Annotated in this window: 20 protein-coding genes; 7 read left to right on the plus strand and 13 right to left on the minus strand. The window is 67.5% G+C overall.

The window, feature by feature from the left end; all coding sequences use genetic code 11:
• Positions 1–74 precede the first annotated feature (74 nt).
• A complete protein-coding gene (locus tag TPR58_RS07070; RefSeq protein ID WP_346245918.1) occupies positions 75–1262 on the plus strand; it encodes an RsmB/NOP family class I SAM-dependent RNA methyltransferase in 1188 nt (395 codons plus the stop codon).
• Positions 1263–1291: 29 nt separating this feature from the next.
• Positions 1292–1816 (plus strand): tetratricopeptide repeat protein, encoded by a 525-nt coding sequence (locus TPR58_RS07075; RefSeq protein ID WP_346245919.1) that lies wholly within the window; start codon positions 1292–1294, stop codon positions 1814–1816.
• A gap of 19 nt (positions 1817–1835) precedes the next feature.
• On the opposite strand, the gene TPR58_RS07080 is transcribed toward TPR58_RS07075, so the two are convergent.
• The 3 genes from TPR58_RS07080 to TPR58_RS07090 form a co-directional block, all read right to left on the minus strand.
• Complete coding sequence (locus tag TPR58_RS07080) at positions 1836–2897, minus strand: SDR family oxidoreductase (protein WP_346245920.1); 1062 nt, start codon at positions 2895–2897, stop codon at positions 1836–1838.
• Between the two features lie 101 nt (positions 2898–2998).
• Positions 2999–4414 carry an alpha/beta fold hydrolase gene (locus TPR58_RS07085; RefSeq protein ID WP_346245921.1) on the minus strand — a complete coding sequence of 472 codons (1416 nt, stop codon included), beginning with the start codon at positions 4412–4414 and terminating at the stop codon, positions 2999–3001.
• 76 nt (positions 4415–4490) lie between these two features.
• The gene (locus tag TPR58_RS07090; RefSeq protein ID WP_346245922.1) at positions 4491–5540 is read right to left on the minus strand and encodes a hypothetical protein; all 1050 of its coding nucleotides are present in this window, start codon (positions 5538–5540) and stop codon (positions 4491–4493) included.
• Between the two features lie 189 nt (positions 5541–5729).
• Here TPR58_RS07090 and TPR58_RS07095 point away from each other — a divergent pair, with 189 nt between their 5' ends.
• Positions 5730–6353 carry a DUF1287 domain-containing protein gene (locus TPR58_RS07095; protein WP_346245923.1) on the plus strand — a complete coding sequence of 208 codons (624 nt, stop codon included), beginning with the start codon at positions 5730–5732 and terminating at the stop codon, positions 6351–6353.
• A 97-nt stretch (positions 6354–6450) separates the two neighbouring features.
• Here TPR58_RS07095 and TPR58_RS07100 read toward each other — a convergent pair whose 3' ends face one another.
• From TPR58_RS07100 to TPR58_RS07115, 4 genes are all read right to left on the minus strand, one after another.
• Positions 6451–7233, minus strand: a complete 783-nt coding sequence (locus tag TPR58_RS07100) for a hypothetical protein (RefSeq protein ID WP_346245924.1) — start codon at positions 7231–7233, stop codon at positions 6451–6453.
• 121 nt (positions 7234–7354) lie between these two features.
• Positions 7355–9127, minus strand: coding sequence for a putative bifunctional diguanylate cyclase/phosphodiesterase (locus tag TPR58_RS07105; RefSeq protein WP_346245925.1), 1773 nt, complete (start codon positions 9125–9127; stop codon positions 7355–7357).
• Positions 9128–9384: 257 nt separating this feature from the next.
• Positions 9385–9852 carry a hypothetical protein gene (locus TPR58_RS07110; protein ID WP_346245926.1) on the minus strand — a complete coding sequence of 156 codons (468 nt, stop codon included), beginning with the start codon at positions 9850–9852 and terminating at the stop codon, positions 9385–9387.
• A gap of 103 nt (positions 9853–9955) precedes the next feature.
• Entirely contained in the window at positions 9956–10876 is a 921-nt protein-coding gene (locus TPR58_RS07115; RefSeq protein WP_346245927.1) for a hypothetical protein, read from the minus strand.
• Between the two features lie 121 nt (positions 10877–10997).
• Here TPR58_RS07115 and TPR58_RS07120 point away from each other — a divergent pair, with 121 nt between their 5' ends.
• The gene (locus TPR58_RS07120) at positions 10998–12311 is read left to right on the plus strand and encodes an SLC13 family permease (RefSeq protein ID WP_346245928.1); all 1314 of its coding nucleotides are present in this window, start codon (positions 10998–11000) and stop codon (positions 12309–12311) included.
• A 13-nt stretch (positions 12312–12324) separates the two neighbouring features.
• Here the strand turns inward: TPR58_RS07120 and rsmA are convergent, their stop codons facing one another.
• The 4 genes from rsmA to TPR58_RS07140 all read right to left on the minus strand — a co-directional run bounded on the left by rsmA (position 12325) and on the right by TPR58_RS07140 (position 17968).
• Entirely contained in the window at positions 12325–13155 is an 831-nt protein-coding gene (rsmA, locus tag TPR58_RS07125) for a 16S rRNA (adenine(1518)-N(6)/adenine(1519)-N(6))-dimethyltransferase RsmA (RefSeq protein WP_346245929.1), read from the minus strand.
• On the minus strand, positions 13152–14165 hold the full coding sequence (pdxA, locus tag TPR58_RS07130; RefSeq protein ID WP_346245930.1) for a 4-hydroxythreonine-4-phosphate dehydrogenase PdxA: 1014 nt from the start codon (positions 14163–14165) through the stop codon (positions 13152–13154). The genes rsmA and pdxA overlap by 4 nt, the downstream gene beginning before the upstream one ends.
• Before the next feature lie 16 nt (positions 14166–14181).
• Complete coding sequence (locus TPR58_RS07135; protein WP_346245931.1) at positions 14182–15510, minus strand: peptidylprolyl isomerase; 1329 nt, start codon at positions 15508–15510, stop codon at positions 14182–14184.
• Between the two features lie 109 nt (positions 15511–15619).
• Entirely contained in the window at positions 15620–17968 is a 2349-nt protein-coding gene (locus TPR58_RS07140; protein ID WP_346245932.1) for an LPS-assembly protein LptD, read from the minus strand.
• A 118-nt stretch (positions 17969–18086) separates the two neighbouring features.
• On the opposite strand from TPR58_RS07140, the gene TPR58_RS07145 reads away from it, so the two are divergent.
• The 3 genes from TPR58_RS07145 to TPR58_RS07155 all read left to right on the plus strand — a co-directional run bounded on the left by TPR58_RS07145 (position 18087) and on the right by TPR58_RS07155 (position 20776).
• Positions 18087–18527: a DNA polymerase III subunit chi gene (locus TPR58_RS07145; protein WP_346245933.1), complete on the plus strand. Its 441-nt coding sequence runs from the start codon at positions 18087–18089 to the stop codon at positions 18525–18527.
• Positions 18528–18630: 103 nt separating this feature from the next.
• Positions 18631–19053 (plus strand): nucleoside-diphosphate kinase, encoded by a 423-nt coding sequence (gene ndk, locus TPR58_RS07150; protein ID WP_346245934.1) that lies wholly within the window; start codon positions 18631–18633, stop codon positions 19051–19053.
• A gap of 97 nt (positions 19054–19150) precedes the next feature.
• Positions 19151–20776 carry an NAD(P)/FAD-dependent oxidoreductase gene (locus TPR58_RS07155; RefSeq protein ID WP_346245935.1) on the plus strand — a complete coding sequence of 542 codons (1626 nt, stop codon included), beginning with the start codon at positions 19151–19153 and terminating at the stop codon, positions 20774–20776.
• A gap of 6 nt (positions 20777–20782) precedes the next feature.
• On the opposite strand, the gene TPR58_RS07160 is transcribed toward TPR58_RS07155, so the two are convergent.
• Both TPR58_RS07160 and TPR58_RS07165 read right to left on the minus strand, forming a co-directional pair.
• A complete protein-coding gene (locus TPR58_RS07160) occupies positions 20783–22174 on the minus strand; it encodes a sensor histidine kinase (RefSeq protein WP_346245936.1) in 1392 nt (463 codons plus the stop codon).
• On the minus strand, positions 22171–22890 hold the full coding sequence (locus TPR58_RS07165) for a response regulator (RefSeq protein ID WP_346245937.1): 720 nt from the start codon (positions 22888–22890) through the stop codon (positions 22171–22173). Before TPR58_RS07165 ends, TPR58_RS07160 begins: the two co-directional genes overlap by 4 nt.
• Positions 22891–22955 lie beyond the last annotated feature (65 nt).

Consider the following 22955-nt stretch of genomic DNA (forward strand, 5'->3'; position numbering starts at 1 on the left):
GTTCGCGTCTTTCCAAAGCAGTGCGGGTCTGCTTGGGTCACGGCGACCTTCATCAACGTGACCACTTCTGCTTCATGACACCATCCGCACGTGCCCAGGCTGCTATCGACCTCCTCGACCTGATCGCCGCCGCAGCGCGGGGACAGGGGGCGGCGGCGGACACGATCATCGCGCGCTGGTTCGCGACGCGGCGCTATGCCGGGTCGAAGGACCGCCGTGCGATCCGCGAGCTGGTCTATGAGGCGATCCGGCTGGTCGGCGAGCCGCCGGTCAGCGGGCGCGCCGCGTTGCTGGCGCTGGCCGAGTCCTCGCCCGAGCTGAAGCCCGCGTTTGACGGATCACCCTATGGTCCCGCGACGATCGATCCGGCCGAACCGGTCGCCGAGCCCGGCGTGGCGCCGCGCTGGCTGATTGCCGCGCTGGAGACGTCAGGCCTCGATGACGGCGAACAGGCGGCGCTGCTCACCCGCGCGCCGCTGGATATCCGCGTCAACCGGCTCAAGGCGGACCCCGCGGCGGTCGCCGCCCAGATCCCCGGGGCCGAGCCGGTCGGCTTCGCACCCGACGCGCTGCGCCTGCCGTCCGACACCCGCGTCGAGAACCTGCCTGCGTTCAATCGCGGCGAGATCGAGGTGCAGGACGCCGGCAGCCAGCTCGTCGCGATCGCTGCCCGGCCCGAGCGCGGCCAGCATGTCATCGATCTGTGCGCCGGCGGCGGCGGCAAGACGCTCGCGCTCGCGGCGGCGATGGCGGGCCATGGCAGCATCCTGGCCTGCGACATCGATCGAGCGCGCCTGCAACGCCTGCCGCCCCGCGCGGAGCGGGCCGGTGTGTCGATCATCGAGACGCGACTGCTCGATCCGGGCAAGGAGGCGCAGCAGCTCGTCGACCAGACCGGCCGCGCCGACATCGTTCTGGTCGACGCGCCGTGTTCGGGTACCGGCACGTGGCGCCGCAATCCCGAAGCGCGCTGGCGGCTGACCCCCGACCGGCTCGATCGCTATGTCGCGACCCAGCGCCATGTCCTGGGGATCGCCGCCGATCTCGTGCGGCCCGGCGGTGCGCTGGTCTATATCGTCTGTTCGCTGCTCGATGCGGAGGGCGCGGGGCAGGTCGATGCCTTTCTCGCGTCGCATCCCGACTGGCAGGCGGCGGCGCCGGAATTCGATCGCGGCGCAGCGCGCGGCGCAGGCGTGCGCCTCACCCCGCTGTCCCACTCGACCGATGGCTTTTTTGTCGCGAAACTGGTGCGGCAATGGTAGCGAGAACGACTAGAGTTTCGGAGATGGTGATGCGTTTCACTGCGATTTCGGCGGCGCTTGCGTTGATGCTGCTGTCGGTTTCCTCGGCCCTGGTCGCGCAGCGGCCCGACGATCAGATCGATCCGCGCTCGATCGCGCTGGTCAGCGAGGGGCGCGCCGCCCAGACCGCGGGCAATTTCGATCGCGCCACCGATGCCTATGAAAGCGCGCTGGCGATCGATCCGCGCAATCGCGAGGCCTTCACCGCACTGGCCGAGGTCGCGAATGCCCGCGGCCTGCCGGGCAAGGCGATCCGCATGTATGGCGAGGCGCTGCGTCTCGAACCGAACGACGTCCAGGCGCTGCGCGGGCAGGGCGTGGCGATGGTCCAGAAAGGCGCGGTCGAACGCGCCAACCAGAACCTGGCGAAGATCAAGACGATCTGCGGCACCAAGGCATGCGCCGACGGAACGATCCTTGCGGCGGCGATCGCCAAGGGCCCGCCGGTGACGACCACCGCGGCGGCTGAGCCGACGCCCGCAACCCCGGACAAGCCGGAAGCATCGAAGCAATAAGTGAGGGGTGGCTGATCGATTACGGGATCAGCCGCGCTTCCCTCAATCGCTCGAACAGATTGAAAAAGGCGTCGTCGGTCGCGCGATAGCCGGTGAAGCCCAGCTTGCGGCTCTTGCCCATGTCGGTGACGACCTCGATCGGACGTCCCAGATCGGCATCGGTATGCCAGGGCGAGGCGAGCCGGGTCAGGTCAGGCTCGGCCAGCCCCTCGCGCTCGGCGATCGATCGCCACAGCGCGCGATCATCGGCCATCTGGACTTCCAGCGGCTGCACCGATCCATCGAATGCCGCCGGCTCGACGCCGAACCATCGGGCGATGCGTCCCCACATCCAGCTCCAGCGGAATATGTCGCCATTCACGACGTTGAACGCCTCGTTCCGCGCTTCCGGGGTGGTTGCTGCCCATAGCAGGTGTTGCGCCAGCAAACCGGCATCGGTCATGTCGGTCAGGCCATTCCACTGCGCCGCCGATCCCGGAAAGCGGAACGGCCGCCCGGTTTCGCGGCACAGGGTCGCGTAGACCGCAAGCGTGGTGCCCATGTTCATCGCATTGCCGACCGCAAGACCGATCACCGTGTGGGGACGGTGCACGCTCCAGGAAAAGCCGTCGCGCTCGGCGGCGGCGAAGACCTCATCCTCCTGCGCATAATAGAAATTCTCGATGTCCAGACGAGCCTGGTCCTCGCGAAAGGGCGTCTGGGGCAGCGCGCCCTTTCCATAGGCCTCGAACGGCCCGAGATAATGTTTCAGGCCGGTCACCAGTGCGACGTGGCGGGCGCTGCCGCCGGGGCGGAGCCCGTCCAGGAGGTTGCGCACCATCGCCGAATTGACCCGGATATTCTCCGCCTCGCTGTCCTGACGCAGCCAGGTGGTGATGAACACCGCGTCGGGGCGCAGATCCGCCAGTGCCGTCCCGGTTGCCGCCGCGTCCTGAAGGTCCACGGCCACCGCACCCACGCCGGGCTGTGCCGTGGGCCGGCGCGACAAGCCGTGAACCGTCCAGCCTTCCCGCAGCAGGCACTCTGCCGTCGCGCCGCCAACGATCCCGCTCGCGCCCACAACCAATGCTGTTCCGGCCATGTCCATGCTCCCAACTGTCGAAGTGCCACACCCCATTTGAAGACGGGGCGCGGTTCAGGAGTCAGGCAACGCGCGAGAGCGGCTATGGGGGCATCGCCCCGTCATTCCGGGAAAATCGGTCCCGTCAGCTTCGCAACGCAATCTGCATTCAGCGGCGCGTTCGGATCGCGCAGGAAGGCGATCGTCAATTGTCCGCCGCAGCGATTGAACATCGCGCCATGCACCTGGCCGGGGATCAGTACGAAGCGTGCGTTCGGCATGGTGCGGAGCAGGCGGCGACCCCAGGCTGGCGGTGTCACCGGGTCGAACTCGCCGGCAAGTATCAGCACCGGCACATCGGTTCGGGTCGCGACATTGGCGATGGGGTCGGCGGCCTTGACCTTCCATGCCGCACAGAGTTCCGGTGTCGCGGTACGTCCGTTCGCCCCGCCCAGGCCAAGCGCGGGAGATGCCTGGGCAGCCATGCGTGCCGGATCCTCGAACGGCATCTCCTCGCCGCACCAGATCGACAGCCGCAGGCCCCAGTTGAATTCGGAACGCTGGGGCTGGAGCCACGGTGCCAGTCCACCGGCTCGCCCGGCCGCCAGCTCGTCGATGATCTTCGGCAATGCCGGGATGTTCTGCGGCTGTTGCAGCCCAATCGCCAGGGCATCGACGATGTCGCGTCCGCGCAGGAGTCGCCCGCCTGGACCGGCCGTTCCTTCCCGGTCGGCCCGTGCGACTGCCGCCGCGAACCGGCCGCGCAGATCGGGATGTCGTGCCGTGCATGCGGGGTCGCTCTCGCAACCGTCGAACACCAGGTTCAGCGCGCGTCGAAGCGGGGCCGCGGCGACCTCGTCATAATTGATGTCGATCGGCAGCACCGAATCGAGCACCACGCTGCGCACGCCGTCCGGGTGCCGCGCCAGCACCGTTTGCGCCAGACGCGTGCCATAGGAAAAGCCGATGAGATTCCAGTGCCGGATGCCGAGCAGACGGCGCAGATCGTCGAGGTCGTCGGCGGCTTCCGCCGAGCTATAGCCGTCGAGATCGACCCCCGCCGCGACCAGCGTTTTTCGGCAGCGCGCCGCGGCCGCGAGCTGTTCGCCGTCGCCGGCACCGGCGGCGCGCAGGGCGTTCAGTTCGGGGCAGGCGAGTGAGGGCTGCGCGAACTTGTTGCCGCGGCCCTCGAGCAGGATCTGGTCACGCTCGGCAAGGAACGGGTTGCCCTTGCCGGTCGTGCGGCCGTCGATGCTGCTGAGACCGGGGCCGCCGGGCAGGTAGACGACCGGATCGGGTGCCGGGGACGATGCCGTGCTCCGCAGGATCATCACCGGCAGGCGGATCGTGCGGCTGCCTTTCTTGCCACGATGTTCCGGAACGATCAGCACGCCGCACTCGATCTTCTCGTCGGCGGCAACCGGGATGGCGCAGGCCGCCTTCTCGAACCGGGGCGCCGGATCCGCAGCCGCCATCGCGACGGGCGACGCCAGCAAGGCGGCGGCGCCCATCACGAATCGATACACAAGAAATGCCACGGTCATGCCCCCTCGAATTACACGGGTGTACTACACGACTAAATCACGCCGACAACCCGTCAACCGTCGGCCACACTCAGTCCTTGCGGGGGGCGAGATGCAGCGCCAGCCACTGCTCCCAATCCTTTTGCAGCGCCGGGATGTCAGAGGGCAGGCGAAGGCGCGGTCCGCTCGCCGCCAGCCAGCCGGCGCTGTCCTTGCCGGCGGCGAATGCGTCCGCGGCGCTGCGGAAGGCAGCCGGATCGCCGCTGCGGTCGAGGACGTAGTCGGCGAACAGGCGTGCCTGAAGGTAGAAGCTGCCCGCTGCCTTCGCGATCCGCGCGGCTTCGTCGCCGGTAAGGACGTTGACGCTGCCGCCGGAGGTCGACGGGTCGAGTTTCGGCAGGGCAGGGTGCCCGCCCGACAGAAAGGTGCCGAGATCGAGCAGGCTTGCCCTGGCCGCCGCGTCCGAACCGGAATAGATCGTCGCGAACTGGCGCCGGCGCTTTTCGGCCAGCGCATCGCTCTCCATCAGCACCGCCGCAGTTTCGTCCATCCAGTCGGGCGCCGGGCCACCATAATGGTCGCCCGCCTTCGGAGCCGAAGTCGGCCAGAACGCCTTGATGAACCAACCATGCCCCAGCTCGTGCGGCAGCGTCCCCGTCTCCAGCTCGGCCAGCGTCGCAGGATCCCATTTCGCCGATTGCTGGGCGAGCGCGGACTCGATCAGCGCGCTGGTTTGCGCCGCAGTCAGGTTGCGCGACGCGGCTTGCGCCGTCACCGCACGGGTGATCGACGCACGATAGGCGTTCGCCATCGCCTCGGGCGAGAGCCAGGGCAGGCGGGACACATAGCCGCGCCTCTCCAATATGGCATCCAGCGCGGCGTTTTGCGTGCCGTCCCCCGTCTCGACCACTGCATAGGCGGGAACCTTGCGACCGAAGCGCTGCTCGAATCGACCTTCACCCGATGTGGCGATGCGCGAGAGCTGAGCGGCGCGCTCGGCAGAACCGGCGATGACGATGCCGCCAGGCGTCGGCATGCAGCGCTGCGTCGGCGGGATCGCCTCGCGGATCGCCTCGCATCTCGCGGGATCTGACGTCTGTCCGGCCGGGGTGCCGGCCAGGAGCAATGCTGCCAGGATCATCTTCACCTCGATACCGAATGGAGCATCATGTATCGATGACTACAATTGTAGTCGTTGTCCAGCCGGTTCGATCGTTGGGCGGGCGGGACATGGCGAACCGTGTCGCGCTTCTCGAACCCGTCGCGGTCTTCTACGCTGGCGAGGATCGACGGTCGGCATCTGGTTCGGCCTGAAATGAAGGACTGAGCCATGACGGAGGCGATGATGAGCGTGACGACCGAGCCCGCCGGCGTTTCGCGTCGCGCCGTGATTGCCGGCCTCATCGCCGCTCCGTGGTCCTTGCCAGCCTTCGCCGCGCCCGCGCGTACCGCGACGGCGCTGATCGCGGCAGCGCGGCGTCAGGTTGGCGTCACGCTCGCCTATGATCCTGCCTATACCCGCCTGGCCTTTCCCGGCGGCGACGTACCCCGGGCCAAGGGGGTCTGCACCGACGTACTGATCCGCGCCTATCGCGACGCGTTCGGACTGGATTTGCAGGCGCTGGTCAATGCCGACATGCGGGCCGCCTTTTCCGCCTACCCCAGGCGCTGGGGATTGAAGGCGCCGGACCGTAACATCGATCATCGTCGCGTGCCCAACCTCGCCACCTTCTTCGCGCGAAAGCAGGCGCGCCTGCCGGTGCCGTCCGATCCAGGCGGCTGGCGGCCGGGAGACATCTTCACCAGCCTGATCGACGGGCGCCTGCCGCACACCGGCATCGTCTCCGATCGCGGTCCCGGTGTCGTGATCCACAATATCGGCGGCGGCGCGCGCGAGGAGCCGGCACTGTTCACGCATCCGCTGACCGGACGCTATCGCTGGGCGCTCGGCTGACTTGCCGTCCCGATTGCTGCGGCGCCGGGTTCAGCGGGGCCGGGCGTCTTCGGATCCGGCCCGGCCGCATCGTGCGATGCGCCGGGCCGAGCCAGGATCAGGGACAGAATTTGGCGAAATAGCCTGTCAGGCCCTCACGCGCCTCGGGAAGCGGCGCCGCCATCTGCCCGGTCTTGCCGTCGATCGTAGTGACCGTGAAGCCGAAATTCCTGCCGGCCACGACGGCATCGCGGAACGCGGTGGCCTGATCGTCGGCGATGTCGAAACTGGTCCGCGAAAACTGGGTTGCCTTGAATGGCTTGCCGTCCACGGTCACCGCCATCGTCCCGCGATCCTTGCTGTTCGAGTCATAGGCGACGTCGTCGGGCAGGTCGATCGCCGCACTCCATTTCTGGTTGCTCGGTCCACCCCAGTTCGCCGGGCACCGCAGCGTGATGCGGGTGTTGCGGAAGGCCATCGGGCCGGAGTTCGGTATCCCGGCGAAGGTCAGGATCGCGAGTCCCTGGAAGCTGTCCGCACCGCCGGGGCTGGGCGCCGTGACCAGCCAGCGCTTGCCTGCAAGGATATCGGCCGACCCGGCCATCGCCTCGACCCGGGCGACATCGCCCTTGTCCTTGAAGCCGAGCGCGGCATAGCAATCGAGCTTCGCCTTGTCGTCGGCGATCGCGACGCAGCTCGCGAGCGGATAGCCCTCCGCGGAAATCGTGCGTGCCGCGGTGTCGAACGCGGCCGGGATGTCCTGTTGCGGGCCAGTCGCGGCAGGCTGGCCCGAGCCGCCACACCCGGCGAGCGCCAGCGTCGCGCACATCGTCAGGCCGGCGACCGTGCCGCGGTGGCCGGCAACGTCGCGGATCCAGCTGAAAGTCGAACGGTTCTGCATGGGTCTGTCCTCCGGGTTTGACGCGCGCCTGATCACGAGGATCATGCGGGCGCGTGCCATACGAAGGCGTCGGCGCACGGGTTCCGTCCGGCTGCGATGGATCGACCTCGACGCGGGGTCCTCAGGCGGCGGCCTGCACCTGAAGCACGGTCTGCCCTTCGAACCACCGGGTGAAATCCTGCGCGGACATCGGCTGCGCGAACAGGAAACCCTGGGCCTCATCGCAGCCCATCTCGGCCAACATCGCGGCAGCCTCCTCCGTCTCGATGCCCTCGGCCACGACGCGATAGCGCAGATCGTGCGAAAGCGAGATCATCGAGCGCACCAGCGTCTGTTCGCGCTCCCCGTTAACCATGTCCAGGATGAAGGACCGGTCGATCTTCAGGACCTTGGCCGGAAGCCGTTGCAGATAGGCAAGGCTGCTGTAACCCGTGCCGAAATCGTCGATCGCGATGCACACGCCCGCTTCCTCCAGCGTGCCGAGTTGGAGCAGCGCGTGCCTCGACTTCTCCATGACCGTGGTCTCGGTCACCTCGAGTTCCAGCATTTCGGGCGCGATGCGGTGCTTGAGCAGATAGAGCTGAACCCGTTGCGCGAAGTCCCGCTCGTCGAGATTTGCCGCAGACACGTTGATCGACAGCGGGATGTCCAGGCCGGCATCGCGCCAGCGGCCGATCTGCGTCAGCACCGCGTCGAGTACCCAGGTCGTGGCACGGCGCGCCATTGATGTCTGTTCGACGATCGGGACGAACTCGCCGGGGGACACGTCGCCCAGCAGCGGATGCGACCAGCGGAGCAGGGCTTCGGCACCGACGCAGCGGCGCGTGGCGAGATCGATCCGGGGCTGGAACGCCAGCCGCAGCTGCCCGGGCGTGTCCAGCGCGGCGCCGAAATCGCTGAGCAGCCGGAATCTGCGACGATGCGCATCGTCCTCGGACGCGGAGTATAGGCTGACCGAAGTGTCCGTCGTTCGGGCATCAAACGCCGCATTGTGCGCGGTGCGCAGAACGTCCTGCGGCGACACGTCCCCGGTCACGAAGGGGGCCACGCCGACCGCGGCCGTCATGATCATGCGCGTGCCCGACGTCGCGCGAAGCTGCGCCAGCATCGACCCGACCCGCACGACATAGCCGTCCTGCGGCTCGCCCGGCGGGGCAAGGAACGCGAATTGCGTCGCCCCGACATGATAGGCGGTTCGGTCGGCACCCAGGAGTCCTTTCAGGGTGCGGGTCGCCTCCCGCACCATGTCGTCGACATAGCTCGAGCCCATCACGCGGACGCCGGCATTGAGTTGTTCGGCCCGTGCGAGATCGACCAGGATCGCCATCCTCTGCGTGCCAGGATCGTCCCGCGCGAGATCATCCAGGTCGTCGAGGAACTGCGTTCGGTTCGGCAATCCGCTGATCGGGTCGATCCGGCCGAAGGCGTGCTGAAGCTCGATCTGCGCCATGACCATCTGCGCAAGGTCGCTCAGCGCCGCCATCTCCTGGTCCGACGCGGTCCTCGGCTCGGTTCCCAAGACGCACAGTGCGCCCAGACCGAAGCCTTCTCGCGTGACGAGGGGTGCCCCCGCATAGAAGCGCACACCCTGGCCGGCCAGGATGCTGTCCTGGAAACACGCATCTGCGAGCAGATCCGGGATGAGGACGATGTCGGCGCTTTCCGCCACCAGCGCGCACGGCGCATTCTCGCGCGGGATCGACATATGCGCCACGCCGACGCGGGACTTGAACCATTGCCGGTCGCGATCCGTCAGCGAGATGGCGGAAATCGGCAGGTCGAAAATCTGACTCGCCATCCGGGTGATACGGTCGAAGCTTTCGCTCGGCGGGGTATCGAGCAGGTTCAGCCTGTGCAGCGCGTCCAGGCGCGCATCCTCGTCAACGTCGGACATTGTACCGCTATAAGTCGCGCCCGCTCACCAAATCGTTAACCAGCGGCGCAGCGTTGCGCGCTCCGTCTATGACAAGGAAAAGAACTCGCCCACAATCGATAGGCCAGCCTATCGATTGTGGGTTTTCCTCGATGGTTCCGATCGGGTCAATTTCGCGCTTGCGCTCGCCTCGACGCTGATCGCCTTAGTCACTCCGACAGGCGCATTTCCAAATGGTCTGCCAGCGCCAGCCGAAACGGGCTCGTCGCCTTCCGTTGCTAGAGGGCGGAATGGGATATCGTGGCGAGCGTCGACCCATCTTCCTGCGATACCACCACCGTGACCTTGTTGCCCTTACCCTCCGCGGTGAGCATCGCGCCCTCTTCGGCAGGGAGGTCGGACGTCATCTTCATTCCGTTTTTGGTGAAACTATCGCGGTAGAAGGTCGCCACCGCCGCCGGCGCGTCGGCGCTCCGCAAGTTCACCATGGTCGAGACATGGCCGGCCTTCTTCGTCTCGATAACGCCCGTGATGGTCGATCCCGGATAGCGGGGCGCAAAGGCCGGCATCTCGACCTTGTTCGCAGCGGCGCCATCGACGACGCTCACTTCCCCGTCGCTGCTTTTGATCGAGGCGGTGCCTTCCTTGTCGTTGCTGGAATAGGTCGTTCCGGCAATCGTGGTCGTTTCTTCCGAAGACCCGCAGCCGGCAAGGGCGAGGGCGCTGACGAGCAGGATGAAGCGCATGGTAAGATCCTTCTTTGCGATGGGGAATCATGCTTGCGGTCGATACCGGGCCTGTGACGATCTGCGGGCGTCAATCATGACCCGAGTGAAGCTGTGTCGTCGTCTAGCGGCCCGGATCCGGAGGCGCGGGCCGTGTGCCGGCGGTTGGGCCATCCCGGATGGACGCGTCGCCCGGCACGCCGTCCCAGGTGGCAATCACCTGGCCGGTTGCCGCATTCTCGATCGCGACCTGATCGAAGACGGTGCCGACCAGGCAGATCGGTCGCTGATCGGGGCCGCCCGGCTGATGGCAATGGACCGGCGCTGGGGCGCCGGGCAGGGCGGCAATCCGCCCGGTCAGTCGCAGATGAAATCCCTGGGATCCGTCCATCTGCCCTTCCGAAATGCGCTGGGTAATCCGGTAGGGCTGGCCATCGCGGCGTGCCCGCCTCGGGCCGTCGCCGACGAACACCTGGCCGAGGGCAAGCGTTTCGCCGGATGCCGCCCCCGTCCGGCCGTCCGTTGCCCGAGCCGCAGCAACAGGGCAGGCATCGCTTGCGGTCCAGGCGCGGGAGATCCAGAAGCCTTCGACCACCGCGTCGTCCTGTGGGCCGGCCTCGTCCCGCCAGTCGGCCATCGTCCAGGTTACCGGCGCGGCCTGTATGCGAAGGGTGCTGCGCTCCGCATCGAACTGCCACCGCATCGGGGCTGCGCTCGCTTCGGCGTCCGGGCCGTCGCATCCGAACGGCAACCGGATCTCGAACCGCCTGCCTGTCGCACGGGCCAGTTGCGCGGTTGCCTGTTCGCCGGGGTCGGAGGCAAGTCGCGCGAGGTCGATAAGGTCGGCGCGGCCCAGTACGGCGGGAGCGGCCGGAGCAGGGGAAGGCGACATTGTCGGCCCGGGCGCCGGCATCGGCACATGCGCGTTTTTGGGGGGATCGCTCGCCGCGCGACCGAGCAGGAACCCGCCGCCGCCCAGCACGATCGCCGCGGCGAGGCCGCTCGCGATGGCCAGCCGGCTGGTGCGTAAGCTTGGCTCCTGCATGAAGTCTTGATAGCAAAACCCCCCGCAGTCTCCAGACCCTAATCGGTCGGGCCATCCGGCGGCGGTCTGGGAGAGGTACGATCCCGTATCACGAGCGTGTCGCGCCGCCTTCGAGGCGGCAATGACCATCGATCAGATCCTCACGCTCCTCGTCCTTGCTGCGGTGGTCGGAGCGCTCATCTGGGACAAGGTCCGCTCCGACGTGGTCGCGTTGAGCGGGGCTGCGGTGCTGCTGATGACCGGGGTGGTGCGTCCGGTCGAGGTGCAGGGCGCCTTCGCGAGCCCGGCGATCATCGCGCTCGCGTCGCTCTTCGTGATCGCCTACGCGCTTGAACTGTCCGGCCTGCTCGATCGCGCCATCGCCGCGGGCGTCACCCTGTGCAAGCGTGCGGGTTCGGCGGGCATCTGGCTGTTGCTGACGGCGATCGGATGCGTGTCCTGCTTCCTCAACAGCACCCCGATCGTCGTGCTGGGGGCGCCGGTCATCCGCGACGTGGCAGTGGCGATGAACAAGTCGCCCAAGCTGTATCTCATGCCGCTGTCCTACATCACCGTCCTGACCGGCTGCTGCACGCTGATCGGAACCTCGACGAACCTGCTGGTCGACGACATGGCGAGCAATGCGGGCCAGCCGCGCTTCGGGATTTTCGAGATCACGCCGGTCGGGGTGCCGATGGCGATCGCCGGGGGACTTTATCTGTTCCTGTTCAGCGGGCGATTGATGCGCAGGAGCCTGGGCCCCGACGACGAGACGCGAGTGACGAGCGACTATAATCCGGACCTGACCATCGGCGGTGCGCAGGTCGGCCATGCCGAGCTGTTTGCCGAGCCGCGGCCCTTTCAGCCGGCAAAGGCGGCGATCGCCGGCGCGGTCTTCGTCGGCGCGATCGCCATTGCCGCGCTGGGCTTCGCCCCGATCGCGGCGGCAGCCTTTGCCGGGGCCGTCCTGCTGATCCTGCTCAAGGTGATCTCGGCGGACCAGGCCTATGGCGGATTGAAGCCCGATATCCTGATCCTGATCGCGGGCATGGTGGTGATCGGCATCGCCATGGACGAAAGCGGCCTGGCCGAGGTGGCGACCCGCGCCCTCGTCACATCGCTGCACGACTTCGGACCGTTGACCGCATTGATCGTCCTGTACCTCGCGACGATGGTCCTGACCGAGCTGCTGTCCAACGCGACCGTCGCGGTGCTGGTGACGCCGATCGCGGTTGCGCTGGCCGAGAGCCTCGGCGTCAGCTCGCGGCCCTTTCTGGTGGCGGTGATGATGGCGGGCAGTGCGGCCTTCGCCACGCCGTTCGGCTATCAGACCAACGTCATCGTCTATCAGATGGCCGGCTATCGCTACATGGACTTCGTCCGCGTCGGCCTGCCGCTCAACATCATCACCTTCGCGGTGGCGATCGCGGCGATCACGATCTTCTTCCCGTTCTAGGACCCGGTCGGCGTCAGGCCGACAAGATCCGCGCCAGCGCGACGAACTCGTCGACCGAGACGGTCTCCGCGCGACGGCTCGACTCGATCCCCAATTGCTCCATCGCCGCCAGCGCGCCGGGCACGCCCTTCAGACTCTGGCGCAGCATCTTGCGGCGCTGGCCGAAGGCGGCGGCGGTCAGGGCCTCCAGCGTCCGGAAGCGGACGCCCTCGGGCGCGTCGGTCGGGACGATATGGACGACGGCGGACATCACCTTGGGCGGCGGGGTGAAGGCCGAGCGGTGGACGGTCATCGCGATCCGCGCGGTCGAGCGCCACTGCGACAGGACCGCCAGCCGGCCATATGCGTCGCTGTCGGGTGTCGCCGCGATGCGGTCGGCGACTTCCTTCTGGAACATCAGCGTCAGGCTCGCCCACCAGGGTTTCCATTCGGCCGAGAGCCAGCCAACGAGCAGCGCGGTGCCGACATTATAGGGCAGGTTGGCGACGATATGCGGCTTGCCCGCGAACAGGGACGGGGCGTCGATTTCCAGCGCGTCGCCTTCGATCACGCGCAGCTTGGCGGGAAAGGCGTCGGCCAGTTCGGACAATGCCGGGATGCAGCGCCGGTCCCGCTCGACCGCGACGACATTGCCGCCCGCCTGGAGCAGCGCGCGGGTCAGGCCGCCGGGGCCGGGGCCCACCTCGAACACGTCCTGACCGGCCAGATCGCCGGGCACGCGGGCGATCCGGCCCAGCAACTGGCCGTCGAACAGGAAATTCTGACCCAGCGCCTTGCTGGCCGACAGGCCGTGGCGCTGGATGACGTCGCGAAGCGGAGGCAGGTCGGGAAGCGAGTCGGTCACAGGCCTGCGCTGGCAGCGAGTTCGGCGCGGCGCAAGGCCGCCGAATGCGCCATTCGCAACGCGGCGATCATCGCGCCGGGATTTGCCTCGTCCTTGCCCGCGATCCCGAAGGCGGTGCCATGGTCGGGCGAGGTGCGGACGATCGGCAGGCCCAGCGTCATGTTGACGCCATCGTCGAAATGCAGCGTCTTGAGCGGCACGAGCCCCTGGTCGTGATACAGGCACAGCGCCACGTCATAGCCGGCGCGCGCGCGGGCATGGAACATCGTGTCCGCGGCGAACGGGCCAACCGCGTCGATCCCTTCGGCGCGCAGCAGGTCGATCGCGGGTTCGAGATAGTCGATCTCCTCGCGGCCCAGCGCGCCGCCTTCGCCGGCATGCGGGTTCAGCCCGGCAAAGGCGAGCCGCGGCTTCTCGATCCCGAAATTGCGATGGAGACCGCGCGCCGTGACCCGGGCCTTCGCCACGATCAGGTCGATCGAGATCAGCGACGGCACCTGTGCCAGCGGGACGTGAACGGTGATCGGGACCACCCGCAGCGTCGGGCCGGCCAGCATCATCACCGCATTCTCGGCCGACACGCCGCAGCGTTCGGCGACGAATTCGGTCTGGCCGGGATGGGTGAAGCCGATGCCGTACAGCTGGGCCTTCGACACCGGACCGGTGACCAATGCGCTGGCGGCTTCGGATCGCGTCAGTCCGACCGCCAGTTCCAGGGCCTGAAGCGCGCAGCGCGCACCTTCGGTGTCGGGCCGGCCGGGAAGGATCTCGCCGCTGTCGGCGACCGAGAGGACCGGCAGCGCATCGGGAAACACCGTCGCGGTCTCGCGCGGATCGTTGATCCGCGTCACCGGCCCATGCCAAACCGCTTCTACGGCGCGCACGTCGCCGACGGCGAAGAACGGCGCGAGTGCCTGCTGCTCCCGTGCCGCCCATGCCTTGGCGGTGATCTCCGGACCGATCCCGGCCGGATCTCCCATCGCGATGGCCAGCGGGGCAAGGTTCTTCATCCCCGCCGCCCTCGCATCACCGATAGTCGATCAGCGCGTCACGCCGCAGGTCGCGCATCATGCGCGAGGCGCGCAGGTTGGTGCGCTGTTCTTCCAGCTGCTCGCGGACCTGGTCGACCGACGGCTCGACGAACTCGGTCGGATCGTCGCGGCCGCACAGCACCAGCACGCGCACGCCCTGTTCGAGCGAGCCGAAGGGCTGGGTGGTCTGGCCGACCTGCAGGTTCAGGATGATCTGCTGAAGCGCAGGCGGGAGGTCGCGGATCTTCATCGAATCATTGTTGACCACTTCGGCACCGATGTCCTTGGCGACCCGATCGACGTCGCCGCAGCCCTTGATCCCGCGCGTGCCCTCGGCAAACGCCGCGGCGCGGCTCTGCGCCTGCGCCTCGCTGATGCCGGCGGGGAAGGCGACGGTCAGCTGCTTCAGGCTCAGCTTCGCGTCGAGCGGGTCGGCGACCGCGATCTTCCGCTTCTCGGCAAGATACAGGATCGAATAGCCGCCCGGAACCTCGACCGGGCCGGCGACCTGGCCGGGCTGCATCTCGCGTCCGGCATTAGCCAGCTGGTCGGGCAGGGTGGCGAGGCGGATCCAGCCCAGGTCGCCGCCGACCGCTGCGGTCGACGATTCCGAGTGGACGCGCGCCAGATAGTCGAACCGGTCGCCCTTGCGGAGCTGCTCGATGACGCTCTGCAATTCGGCGAACTTCTCGTTCGCGCGATCCGGCGTGGCGCTCTTGTAGATTTCGAAGAAGTGATATTCCTCGGTGCCGCGCGCATCGCGCAGACGCTTGAGCATCGCGTTGATCTCTGCATCGCCGACCGACACGTCGACGCGGCGGCGCAGCACGCGGCTCCAGGCGACTTCGCCCTCGATCTGGCGGCGGACCGACCGCTCCGACGATCCGACCTGGCGCAGCCAGGTGCGCATCTGGTCCGGGCTGCGGTTCATCCGGCGGCCCAGGCCGTTGAAGCTGCGGTCGACATCGGCCTTGTCGATCGTGATCTTGTCGGCGGTCGCCGCCTGGATCTGAAGGGTTTCGTCGATCAGCAGCCGCAGCACCTGGAGGCGCAACTGATCCCGGTCCTGGGGGGTGAGCTTCCAGTCGTTCAGCGCGACCAGCCAGGCCAGGCGCTGCTCGACATCGGTGCCGGTGATGACATAGCCGTTCACCAGCGCAGTCGGCTTGCGCACATTGGGATCGGCCTTGCCGAACAGCTGCAGGTTCGAGGGCAGGTCCAGACCGGCCGGGGGCGGCGCAGCCTGGTCATCGTTCACCGTCTGAGCGGCGGCGGGCAGCGCGATCGCCGCCAGGCCAAGCATCAGCACGGTCTTGCGGGCCATGCGGATTGCGTTTGCAGCACCAGTCTTCACGTGGATATTTACCCTCATCCCATCCGGAGAATGCGGCGATTAATCGCCAATTGTGCCTGAACCAAGGCTTAGCGAACGGCTATCGGCCCAGATTCTTGAACGACAGCGACAGGAGATAGCCGTTGCCGCGTCGCGCGTCGCCGGTCGTCTGGTAGTCGCGCCGCCAGGTCAGGCCCAGCCTGAGACAATCGTCCTCATAGGTGACGCCCAGTCGGTGGCGTACCGGCTGGAAGCCATCGGATTCCGACAATATGTCCTCGTTGCGATCGGTCAAGTCGATCAGCATCGACCCCGACAGCGACCAGAAGCGCGCCACCTGCACGCGGGCGCCGACACGGGCCTCTTCGCGATCCTGCAGATCCTCGAGCTCGGGGCCGATATTGCGGTTGAGCCGCAGATAGCCGAGCTGGAGATAGCTGGCGCGCGAGCCGAGCGTCAGGTCGATTTCGTTGCGGCGGACGGCGAAATTGTCCTTGTCCAGCCGGTAGCGGTGCGTGAAGGTCACGAAGTCGCGGAAGCGCACGACGGTGCGGCCGACGAAATCGGACACCTGGTCGCTCAGGCCGGTTCCCTGCGGGAAGATCGACAGCTGGTCGGACGAGAAACGGTAGCTCTGGCCGATATTGGCGTCGATGCTGAAGCCCGGCAGGTACAGCGCATAGTCGACGCCCCACGTCACCCGGCTCGATCCCTCGAACCGGTCGTAGCCGGGGAAGCGATTGAGCGCGAAGAGGTTGGAATCCTCCAGGTCGACCGCGCGCGCATCCTCGTTGGGAACGTTGAAGTTCGACACCTTTGGCGCGCCGACGATCTGCACGCGCGGCGTGATGCGCTGGGTCCCGCCCAGGAACTCGCCCACCAGCGGCCATTTCATGTCGAGCGCGACGGCGCCGACTGCGCGGAACTGGAAGCCCTCGTCGCCGCGATAGCGTTCGACCGTCGTGAGCAGCGAATCCTTCGTGTTATAGGCGTCGCCGCGGCCATAGGCGGTCAGGGTGATTTCCTGGCCCCAGGCGGTCAGCCGGCGCAGGTCCCAGCGCAGCGAGGCGAAGGCACGCTGCGAATCCTGCCCCTCGTCGCGGGCGATCGCCAGCGTGTTGAGCTGCATCTCGACCCGGCCGCCGACCAGTCCCTCGTCGAAGCGCTTGCGATAATCGATCTCGGGCAGGACGAAGGGCTGCAGCGCCTGGCGTTCGCCGACGCGCAGCGTCTGAACTGCCCAGCCGTTGATCGCGAAATAGCTGTCGTCGCTGATCCGCTCGACCCGAAGGTTGTTGCGCAGCCGGTCGTCGCGGCTGATGTCGTAGCGCCGCATGAAGGTGCGGTCGCTGGCGACGCGGATCGACCCGCTGACGCTCCAATAGGGATCGAGCTGATAGCGGCCATTGCCGTCGATATAGCCGCGGAACGCGTTCTTCGACGTGGCGTCTGTGATCGGCACGGTCAGGTCGTCCGACCTGCGGCTGTACGTCGCATAGCCGGCGATGCGGAACGCACCGAGCGAGTTGAGCTCGCGATATTCGGCCTGCATCATCGGCAGCACGCCGGTGAAGATGTGCGGCGTGACCGTCAGGTCGCGGTTGGGCGCGAGCGCAAAGAAATAGGGTGCGGCGATCTGGAGCCCGTTGACTCGGGTGACGCGCACATCGGGCATCAGGAAGCCGGAATCGCTGCGTCCGCCCGCGGGATGCGAGAAGACCGGCAGCGGGATCGTCAGCAGGTTGAAGATCGACACCCGCGCGCCGGTATAGCGCAGCCGCCCCTTGTTGGGGTCGTACACCACCTTCTCTGCGGTGATCTTCCAGCTCGGCTCCTTGGGGCAGCCCTCGGAATTGGTGACCGAGCAGGGGGTGTAGGCGGCGTTGCGGACGGTGATGATGTCGCCGTTGCGTTCGCCGCGCTCGGCCGCGATCCGCCCGCCGGCCTCGAGCACCACCAGCATATTGTCGACCACGCCGTCCTTCAGCGAGTCGGTCAGCTCGATCCGGTCGCCATAGGCCTCGTCCCCTTCGGGATTGACGATGACGATATTGCCCTCGGCCACCACTTGGCCGCTCTTGCGGTTCCACACCACCTTGTCGGCGCGCAGCCGGTCGCTGCGCCGGTACATGCGCACGTCGCCGCTGGCGGTAACGGTGTCGCTTCCCTCGTCATATTCCAGCAGGTCGGCGGAGAACTGGACCTGGTTGGGATCGTCCGGGGTGCCGGTGGGCGAGGGCGGCGCAGGCTCGACCGGCCGATCCTGAAGATTGGCGGCGGGAACGTCTTGGTCCTGGGGCGCAGCCTGCTGCGCATCCGGCGGCGAAGACGGCGATGTCGGTGCCGGGGCGGGGCTGGCGGTCGGCGCCGAATTCTGGGCATGCGCCTGCGACGTCAGGCACAATGCCAGCGGCAACGCACCCGAAAGCAACAGCGCAGTGCGCGTCACGTCCAATCCCACCTTTTCACTCACTCCCGCGCGACGCCTGATCTGCTGCCCTATCGCACCGGTTCGTGCGTCGCAACGTCGCGTTGCTCTCCAACGCACGAGCGGGCAAACAGGAGCCATGCAGGTCGATTTCTACCATCTGACACAGGTCCCGCTCGAGCGCGCTTTGCCACAGATCGCCCAGAAGATACTGGAAAGCGGTGGAAGATTGCTGATCGTGGCGAACGACGAAACGCGCCGCGGCCAGATCGACCAGCTGCTCTGGACCTATTCCGCGGACAGCTTCCTGCCGCATGGCCAGGCCGGAGGCGAGGATGATTCGCGCCAGCCGGTGCTGATTGCCGGGTCGCCGGACGCCGCCAACGGCGCGCGGCATATCGCACTGGTCGACGGAGTGTGGCGCGACGAGGCGCTCGATTTCGACCGTGCCTTCCACTTTTTCGACGAGGAGCGGATCCGCGAGGCACGCGCGGCGTGGAAGGGACTTGCCGAGCGCGAGGGGATCGAGCGGCGATACTGGAAGCAGAACGATGCCGGCCGCTGGGAACAGGCTGCCTGACGGGACTGCGCCATAACGGTACGTGCAGCGGGTTGCATCGATGCGCGCCCGCGACTAGAGAACCGCGACTTTTCCACAATCTAGCATATGGAGCCGCACGGCCATGGCCGCGACCCGGACCTTTTCGATCATCAAGCCCGATGCCACCCGCCGCAACCTGACCGGTGCGGTCACCAAGATGCTCGAGGAAGCCGGCCTGCGCGTCGTCGCGTCCAAGCGCGTCCTGCTGAGCAAGGAGCAGGCCGAGGGCTTCTACGCGGTCCACAAGGAGCGCCCCTTCTTCAACGACCTGGTCAGCTTCATGACCTCGGGTCCGGTCGTGGTGCAGGTGCTGGAAGGCGAGAACGCCGTGCAGCGCAACCGCGACATCATGGGCGCGACCAACCCGGCCAATGCCGACGCCGGCACGATCCGCAAGGAACTGGCCGAGTCGATCGAGGCCAATTCGGTCCATGGTTCGGACTCGGAAGAGAATGCCGCGATCGAGATCGCCTATTTCTTCAAGCCGGAAGAAATCGTCGGCTGAACCCGACGGTTTTCGAACGTTTTCGGGAAAAGGCCGGGGCGGCGCCTCGGCCTTTTTCATTTGGGGCGCGGGGGCGCCCCGGTCTAGGAAATTTCCTATGCTGCGCCTGTCCGGCCTGTCCGTCCCGCTCGACCATCCGCCCGAGGCTTTGCCACAGGCGATTTGCCGGCGGCTGGGCATCGACGCGGAAGCGCTGCGCGGGTTCTCGATCTACCGCCGCGGCAATGACGCGCGCCGGCGCAGTGCGATCCAGCTGGTCTACACCGTCGACGTCGACCTGACCGACGAGGGCGAGGTGCTGGAGCGTTTCGCCGGGGACAAGGACGTCCGGCCGACCCCCGATATGAGCTACCGACCCCCGGTCCGGGCGCCCGAGGGCTGGGGCGGGCTGCGGCCGGTCGTCATCGGGGCGGGGCCGTGCGGTCTGTTCGCCGGGCTGATCCTGGCGCAGATGGGATTTCGCCCGATCATCCTCGATCGCGGCAAGGTGGTGCGGCAGCGGACCAAGGATACCTGGGGGCTGTGGCGCCGCGGTGAGTTGGACCCGGATTCGAACGTCCAGTTCGGCGAGGGCGGGGCGGGGACGTTCTCCGACGGCAAGCTCTATTGCCGCGTCAAGGATCCGCGCTTCCTGGGCCGAAAGGTGCTGGAGGAGTTCGTCCGCGCCGGGGCGCCCGACGACATATTGTGGGAGGCGCATCCGCATATCGGCACGTTCCGCCTCGTCTCGATGGTCGAGAACATGCGTAGCAGCATCGAGGAACTGGGCGGCGAATATCGCTGGCAGACCCGGGTCGACGACATCGAGCTGGACCGCCTGCCCGACGGCCGCCAGGGGGTACGCGGGCTGCACCTGGACGACGGCAGCTTCCTGGAGACCGATCACGTCGTCATGGCGGTCGGCCACAGTGCGCGCCCGACCTTCGAAATGCTCCACCGCCGCGGCGTTCATCTGGAAGCGAAGCCCTTTTCGATCGGGGTGCGGATCGAGCATCCCCAGGCCTGGATCGACCAGGCGCGATTCGGCAATTGCGCCAAGCATCCCGACCTGGGCGCGGCCGCCTACAGCCTGGCGCATCACTGCGCGAACGAGCGGACGGTCTACAGCTTCTGCATGTGCCCCGGCGGCCGGGTGGTCGCGGCGACGTCGGAGGAAGGGCGCGTCGTCACCAACGGCATGAGCCAATATTCGCGTGCCGAGTTCAATGCCAATTCGGGACTGGTCGTGGCGATCGACCCCGCGCGGGACTATCCGGGCGGCCCGCTGGCCGGGATCGACTTCCAGCGCCACTGGGAAGACCAGGCGTTCATCGCCGGCGGATCCAACTATCATGCACCTGGACAGACGGTGGGCGACCTGCTCGCCGGCCGCGCGTCCACCGTGCTGGGCGATGTCGCCCCATCGTACAAGCCCGGCGTGACGATGACCGACCTGGCGCAGTGCCTGCCGCCCTTCGTGATCGAGGCGTTTCGCGAGGCGCTGCCGGTGTTCGGGCGCCAGATCCCGCGTTACGATCATCCCGATGCGGTCATGACCGGGGTCGAGACGCGCACCTCGTCACCGGTTCGGATCACGCGCGGCAAGGACATGCACAGCCTGAACGTCGACCGGCTGTTCCCCGCCGGCGAAGGCGCGGGCTATGCCGGCGGCATTCTGTCGGCCGCGATCGACGGGATCAAGGCAGCCGAGGCAGTCGCCGCGAGCATCGCCGCGGCGCGCTGATCCAGCTCAGCGGCGGGGCAGGGCGATCGTCGCGACCAGCCCGCCGCCTTCGCGGTTTGCCAGCGTGATCTCGCCGCCCGCCTCGCGCACGATCGCCTGCGCCAGCGCAAGCCCCAGCCCGATCCCGCCCGTCTCGCGGTTGCGCGATTCCTCCAGGCGGATGAACGGCGTGAAGACATGGCCGAGCTTGGCCTCGGGAATGCCGGGTCCGCGGTCGCACACGCGGATCGCGACCCGGTCCGTCGAGGATTCCAGCAGCACCTCGGCACCGCCGCCATATTTGACCGCATTCTCGATCAGGTTGCGCACCGCGCGCCGCATCAGCGCGGGGCGCAGGTGCATGCGCAGCTTCGGCGCTTCCTCGAAGGTGACGTTCATGTCGAGGTCGCGGAAATCCTCCACGACCGCATCGATCAGCGACGACAGGTCGACGTCGGTCGGCGGCTCGCTCGGCCGGCCCAGCCGCGCCAGCGACAGGATATCGTCGAGCGTTCGGTTCATCTCGTCGATCGTGTCGGCCATGCGCAGCCGGTCCTCGTCGTCCTCGACCGATTCGATCCGTACCCTGAGCGCCGCCAGCGGCGTGCGCAGATCATGACCGATCGCGCCGAGCATCCGGTCCTTCTCCTCCAGCATGGCCGTCACCCGGCTTCCCATGCCGTTATAGGCGGCGATCACCGATCGCACGTCGCGCGGCCCGCGTTCCTCCACCGGCTCGGCATTGCCTCCGGGACGGAAGCCGCGCGCCGCCGCGGCAAGCGTGCGCAGCGGCCGGGCGATTCGTCGCGCCGCCAGCAGCACCGGGATCAGGACGAAGATGTACAGGATCACCGTCTGGGCGGCCAATTGCCACACCAGCACCGAATCGCTGCGCGGCCAGGCGCTCGACAGTGCCAGCCACTGCCCGCCCTTGAGATGGGCCAGGACATGGAGCTCGGCGCCGAACCGGCGCATGCGTTCGAGGCGTTCGGGGTTCAGCCGCCGGATCAGCGGCCGGGTCTCGTCGACCGGTCGCACCACGGCGACGACCTGATCGGCGTCGACGCCGACCTCCTTCAGCTCGCGAAGGATCACCTGCTCGATATCGGGTCGGCGATCTTCGGTCGGAATCTCCGGAGGCGAGGGGAGAAGCTGAACCCGGGTGCGCGGGTCATAGCCCGGCGGGCCCCGGCGTCTGCCCTCCTGCGCCTGACGCGGGCCGGCATCGGTCGGCGGGTTGACCACCCGATCCGCCGCGCCGGCCAGCCGTGTGGCGGCGGGAACGATGATCTGGCTGAAGCGCACGTTGCGACGCTCGTTCAGCAACAGTCCGAAATTGATCGCCTGAGCCAGGAACAGCGCGACGGCGACGATCAGGCCGATCTGGCCGGTCAGGCTCTTCGGCAGGAACCGCGTCAAAGCCGGGTAACCTCGGCCGCCAGCGTATAGCCGCCGCCCCAGACGGTCTTGATCAACGTGGGGTTTTTGGGATCGGCCTCGATCTTCTTGCGCAGGCGGCTGACCTGGTTGTCGATCGCCCGGTCGAAGGCGGCTGCCTCGCGCCCCTGGGTCAGGTCGAGCAACTGGTCGCGGGTCAGTACCGCGCGCGGCCGCGTCACCAGTGCGAGCAGCAGGTTATATTCGCCGGTCGACAGCGGCAGCGACACGCCGTCGCGATCGACCAGGGCACGCTCGCCGGTCTTCAGCACCCAGCCGGCAAAGGCATAGCTGCCCGCCTCGGGCGCATTCTGGCGGGTGCCGCCTGCCTGGAGACGGCGAAGCACCACCTTGATCCGCGCGGCAAGCTCGCGCGGCGAGAAGGGTTTCACGACATAATCGTCCGCACCCATCTCGAGTCCGACGATGCGGTCGGTCTCCTCGCTGCGCGCGGTGAGCAGGATCACCGGCGTCTCGCTGGTCTCGCGAATGTGGCGACACAGGCTGAGCCCGTCCTCGCCCGGCATCATGATGTCGAGGATGACGAGGTCGATGGCATAGGCGGACATGCGCGTGCGCGCGCTTTCCGCATCGCCGGCCTGGGTGACGCGAAAGCCCTGCTTGGTCAGATACTGAGCAAGCGGTTCGCGGATCGAGCGCTCGTCGTCGACGAGAAGGAGGTGGGGGATCTCGGACATGACAGGGTGATAGCAACTCGTCGAATTGAGGAAAGTGCCGGGGCGGGGGAGGAGGCAAGTCACCC

The sequence above is a fragment of the Sphingomonas rustica genome, assembly GCF_039652585.1.
Classification (GTDB): Bacteria; Pseudomonadota; Alphaproteobacteria; order Sphingomonadales; family Sphingomonadaceae; genus Sphingomonas; species Sphingomonas rustica.

Excerpts from the sequence above, each read along its gene's own strand:
- TPR58_RS07070 (WP_346245918.1), top strand. The coding sequence starts at position 75 with ATGACACCATCCGCACGTGCCCAGGCTGCTATCGACCTCCTCGACCTG.
- TPR58_RS07075 (WP_346245919.1), top strand. The coding sequence starts at position 1,292 with ATGCGTTTCACTGCGATTTCGGCGGCGCTTGCGTTGATGCTGCTGTCG.
- TPR58_RS07080 (WP_346245920.1), bottom strand. The coding sequence starts at position 2,897 with ATGGCCGGAACAGCATTGGTTGTGGGCGCGAGCGGGATCGTTGGCGGC.
- TPR58_RS07090 (WP_346245922.1), bottom strand. The coding sequence starts at position 5,540 with ATGATCCTGGCAGCATTGCTCCTGGCCGGCACCCCGGCCGGACAGACG.
- TPR58_RS07095 (WP_346245923.1), top strand. The coding sequence starts at position 5,730 with ATGACGGAGGCGATGATGAGCGTGACGACCGAGCCCGCCGGCGTTTCG.
- TPR58_RS07100 (WP_346245924.1), bottom strand. The coding sequence starts at position 7,233 with ATGCAGAACCGTTCGACTTTCAGCTGGATCCGCGACGTTGCCGGCCAC.
- TPR58_RS07105 (WP_346245925.1), bottom strand. The coding sequence starts at position 9,127 with ATGTCCGACGTTGACGAGGATGCGCGCCTGGACGCGCTGCACAGGCTG.
- TPR58_RS07110 (WP_346245926.1), bottom strand. The coding sequence starts at position 9,852 with ATGCGCTTCATCCTGCTCGTCAGCGCCCTCGCCCTTGCCGGCTGCGGG.
- TPR58_RS07115 (WP_346245927.1), bottom strand. The coding sequence starts at position 10,876 with ATGCAGGAGCCAAGCTTACGCACCAGCCGGCTGGCCATCGCGAGCGGC.
- TPR58_RS07120 (WP_346245928.1), top strand. The coding sequence starts at position 10,998 with ATGACCATCGATCAGATCCTCACGCTCCTCGTCCTTGCTGCGGTGGTC.
- pdxA (WP_346245930.1), bottom strand. The coding sequence starts at position 14,165 with ATGAAGAACCTTGCCCCGCTGGCCATCGCGATGGGAGATCCGGCCGGG.
- TPR58_RS07135 (WP_346245931.1), bottom strand. The coding sequence starts at position 15,510 with ATGGCCCGCAAGACCGTGCTGATGCTTGGCCTGGCGGCGATCGCGCTG.
- TPR58_RS07145 (WP_346245933.1), top strand. The coding sequence starts at position 18,087 with ATGCAGGTCGATTTCTACCATCTGACACAGGTCCCGCTCGAGCGCGCT.
- ndk (WP_346245934.1), top strand. The coding sequence starts at position 18,631 with ATGGCCGCGACCCGGACCTTTTCGATCATCAAGCCCGATGCCACCCGC.
- TPR58_RS07155 (WP_346245935.1), top strand. The coding sequence starts at position 19,151 with ATGCTGCGCCTGTCCGGCCTGTCCGTCCCGCTCGACCATCCGCCCGAG.
- TPR58_RS07165 (WP_346245937.1), bottom strand. The coding sequence starts at position 22,890 with ATGTCCGAGATCCCCCACCTCCTTCTCGTCGACGACGAGCGCTCGATC.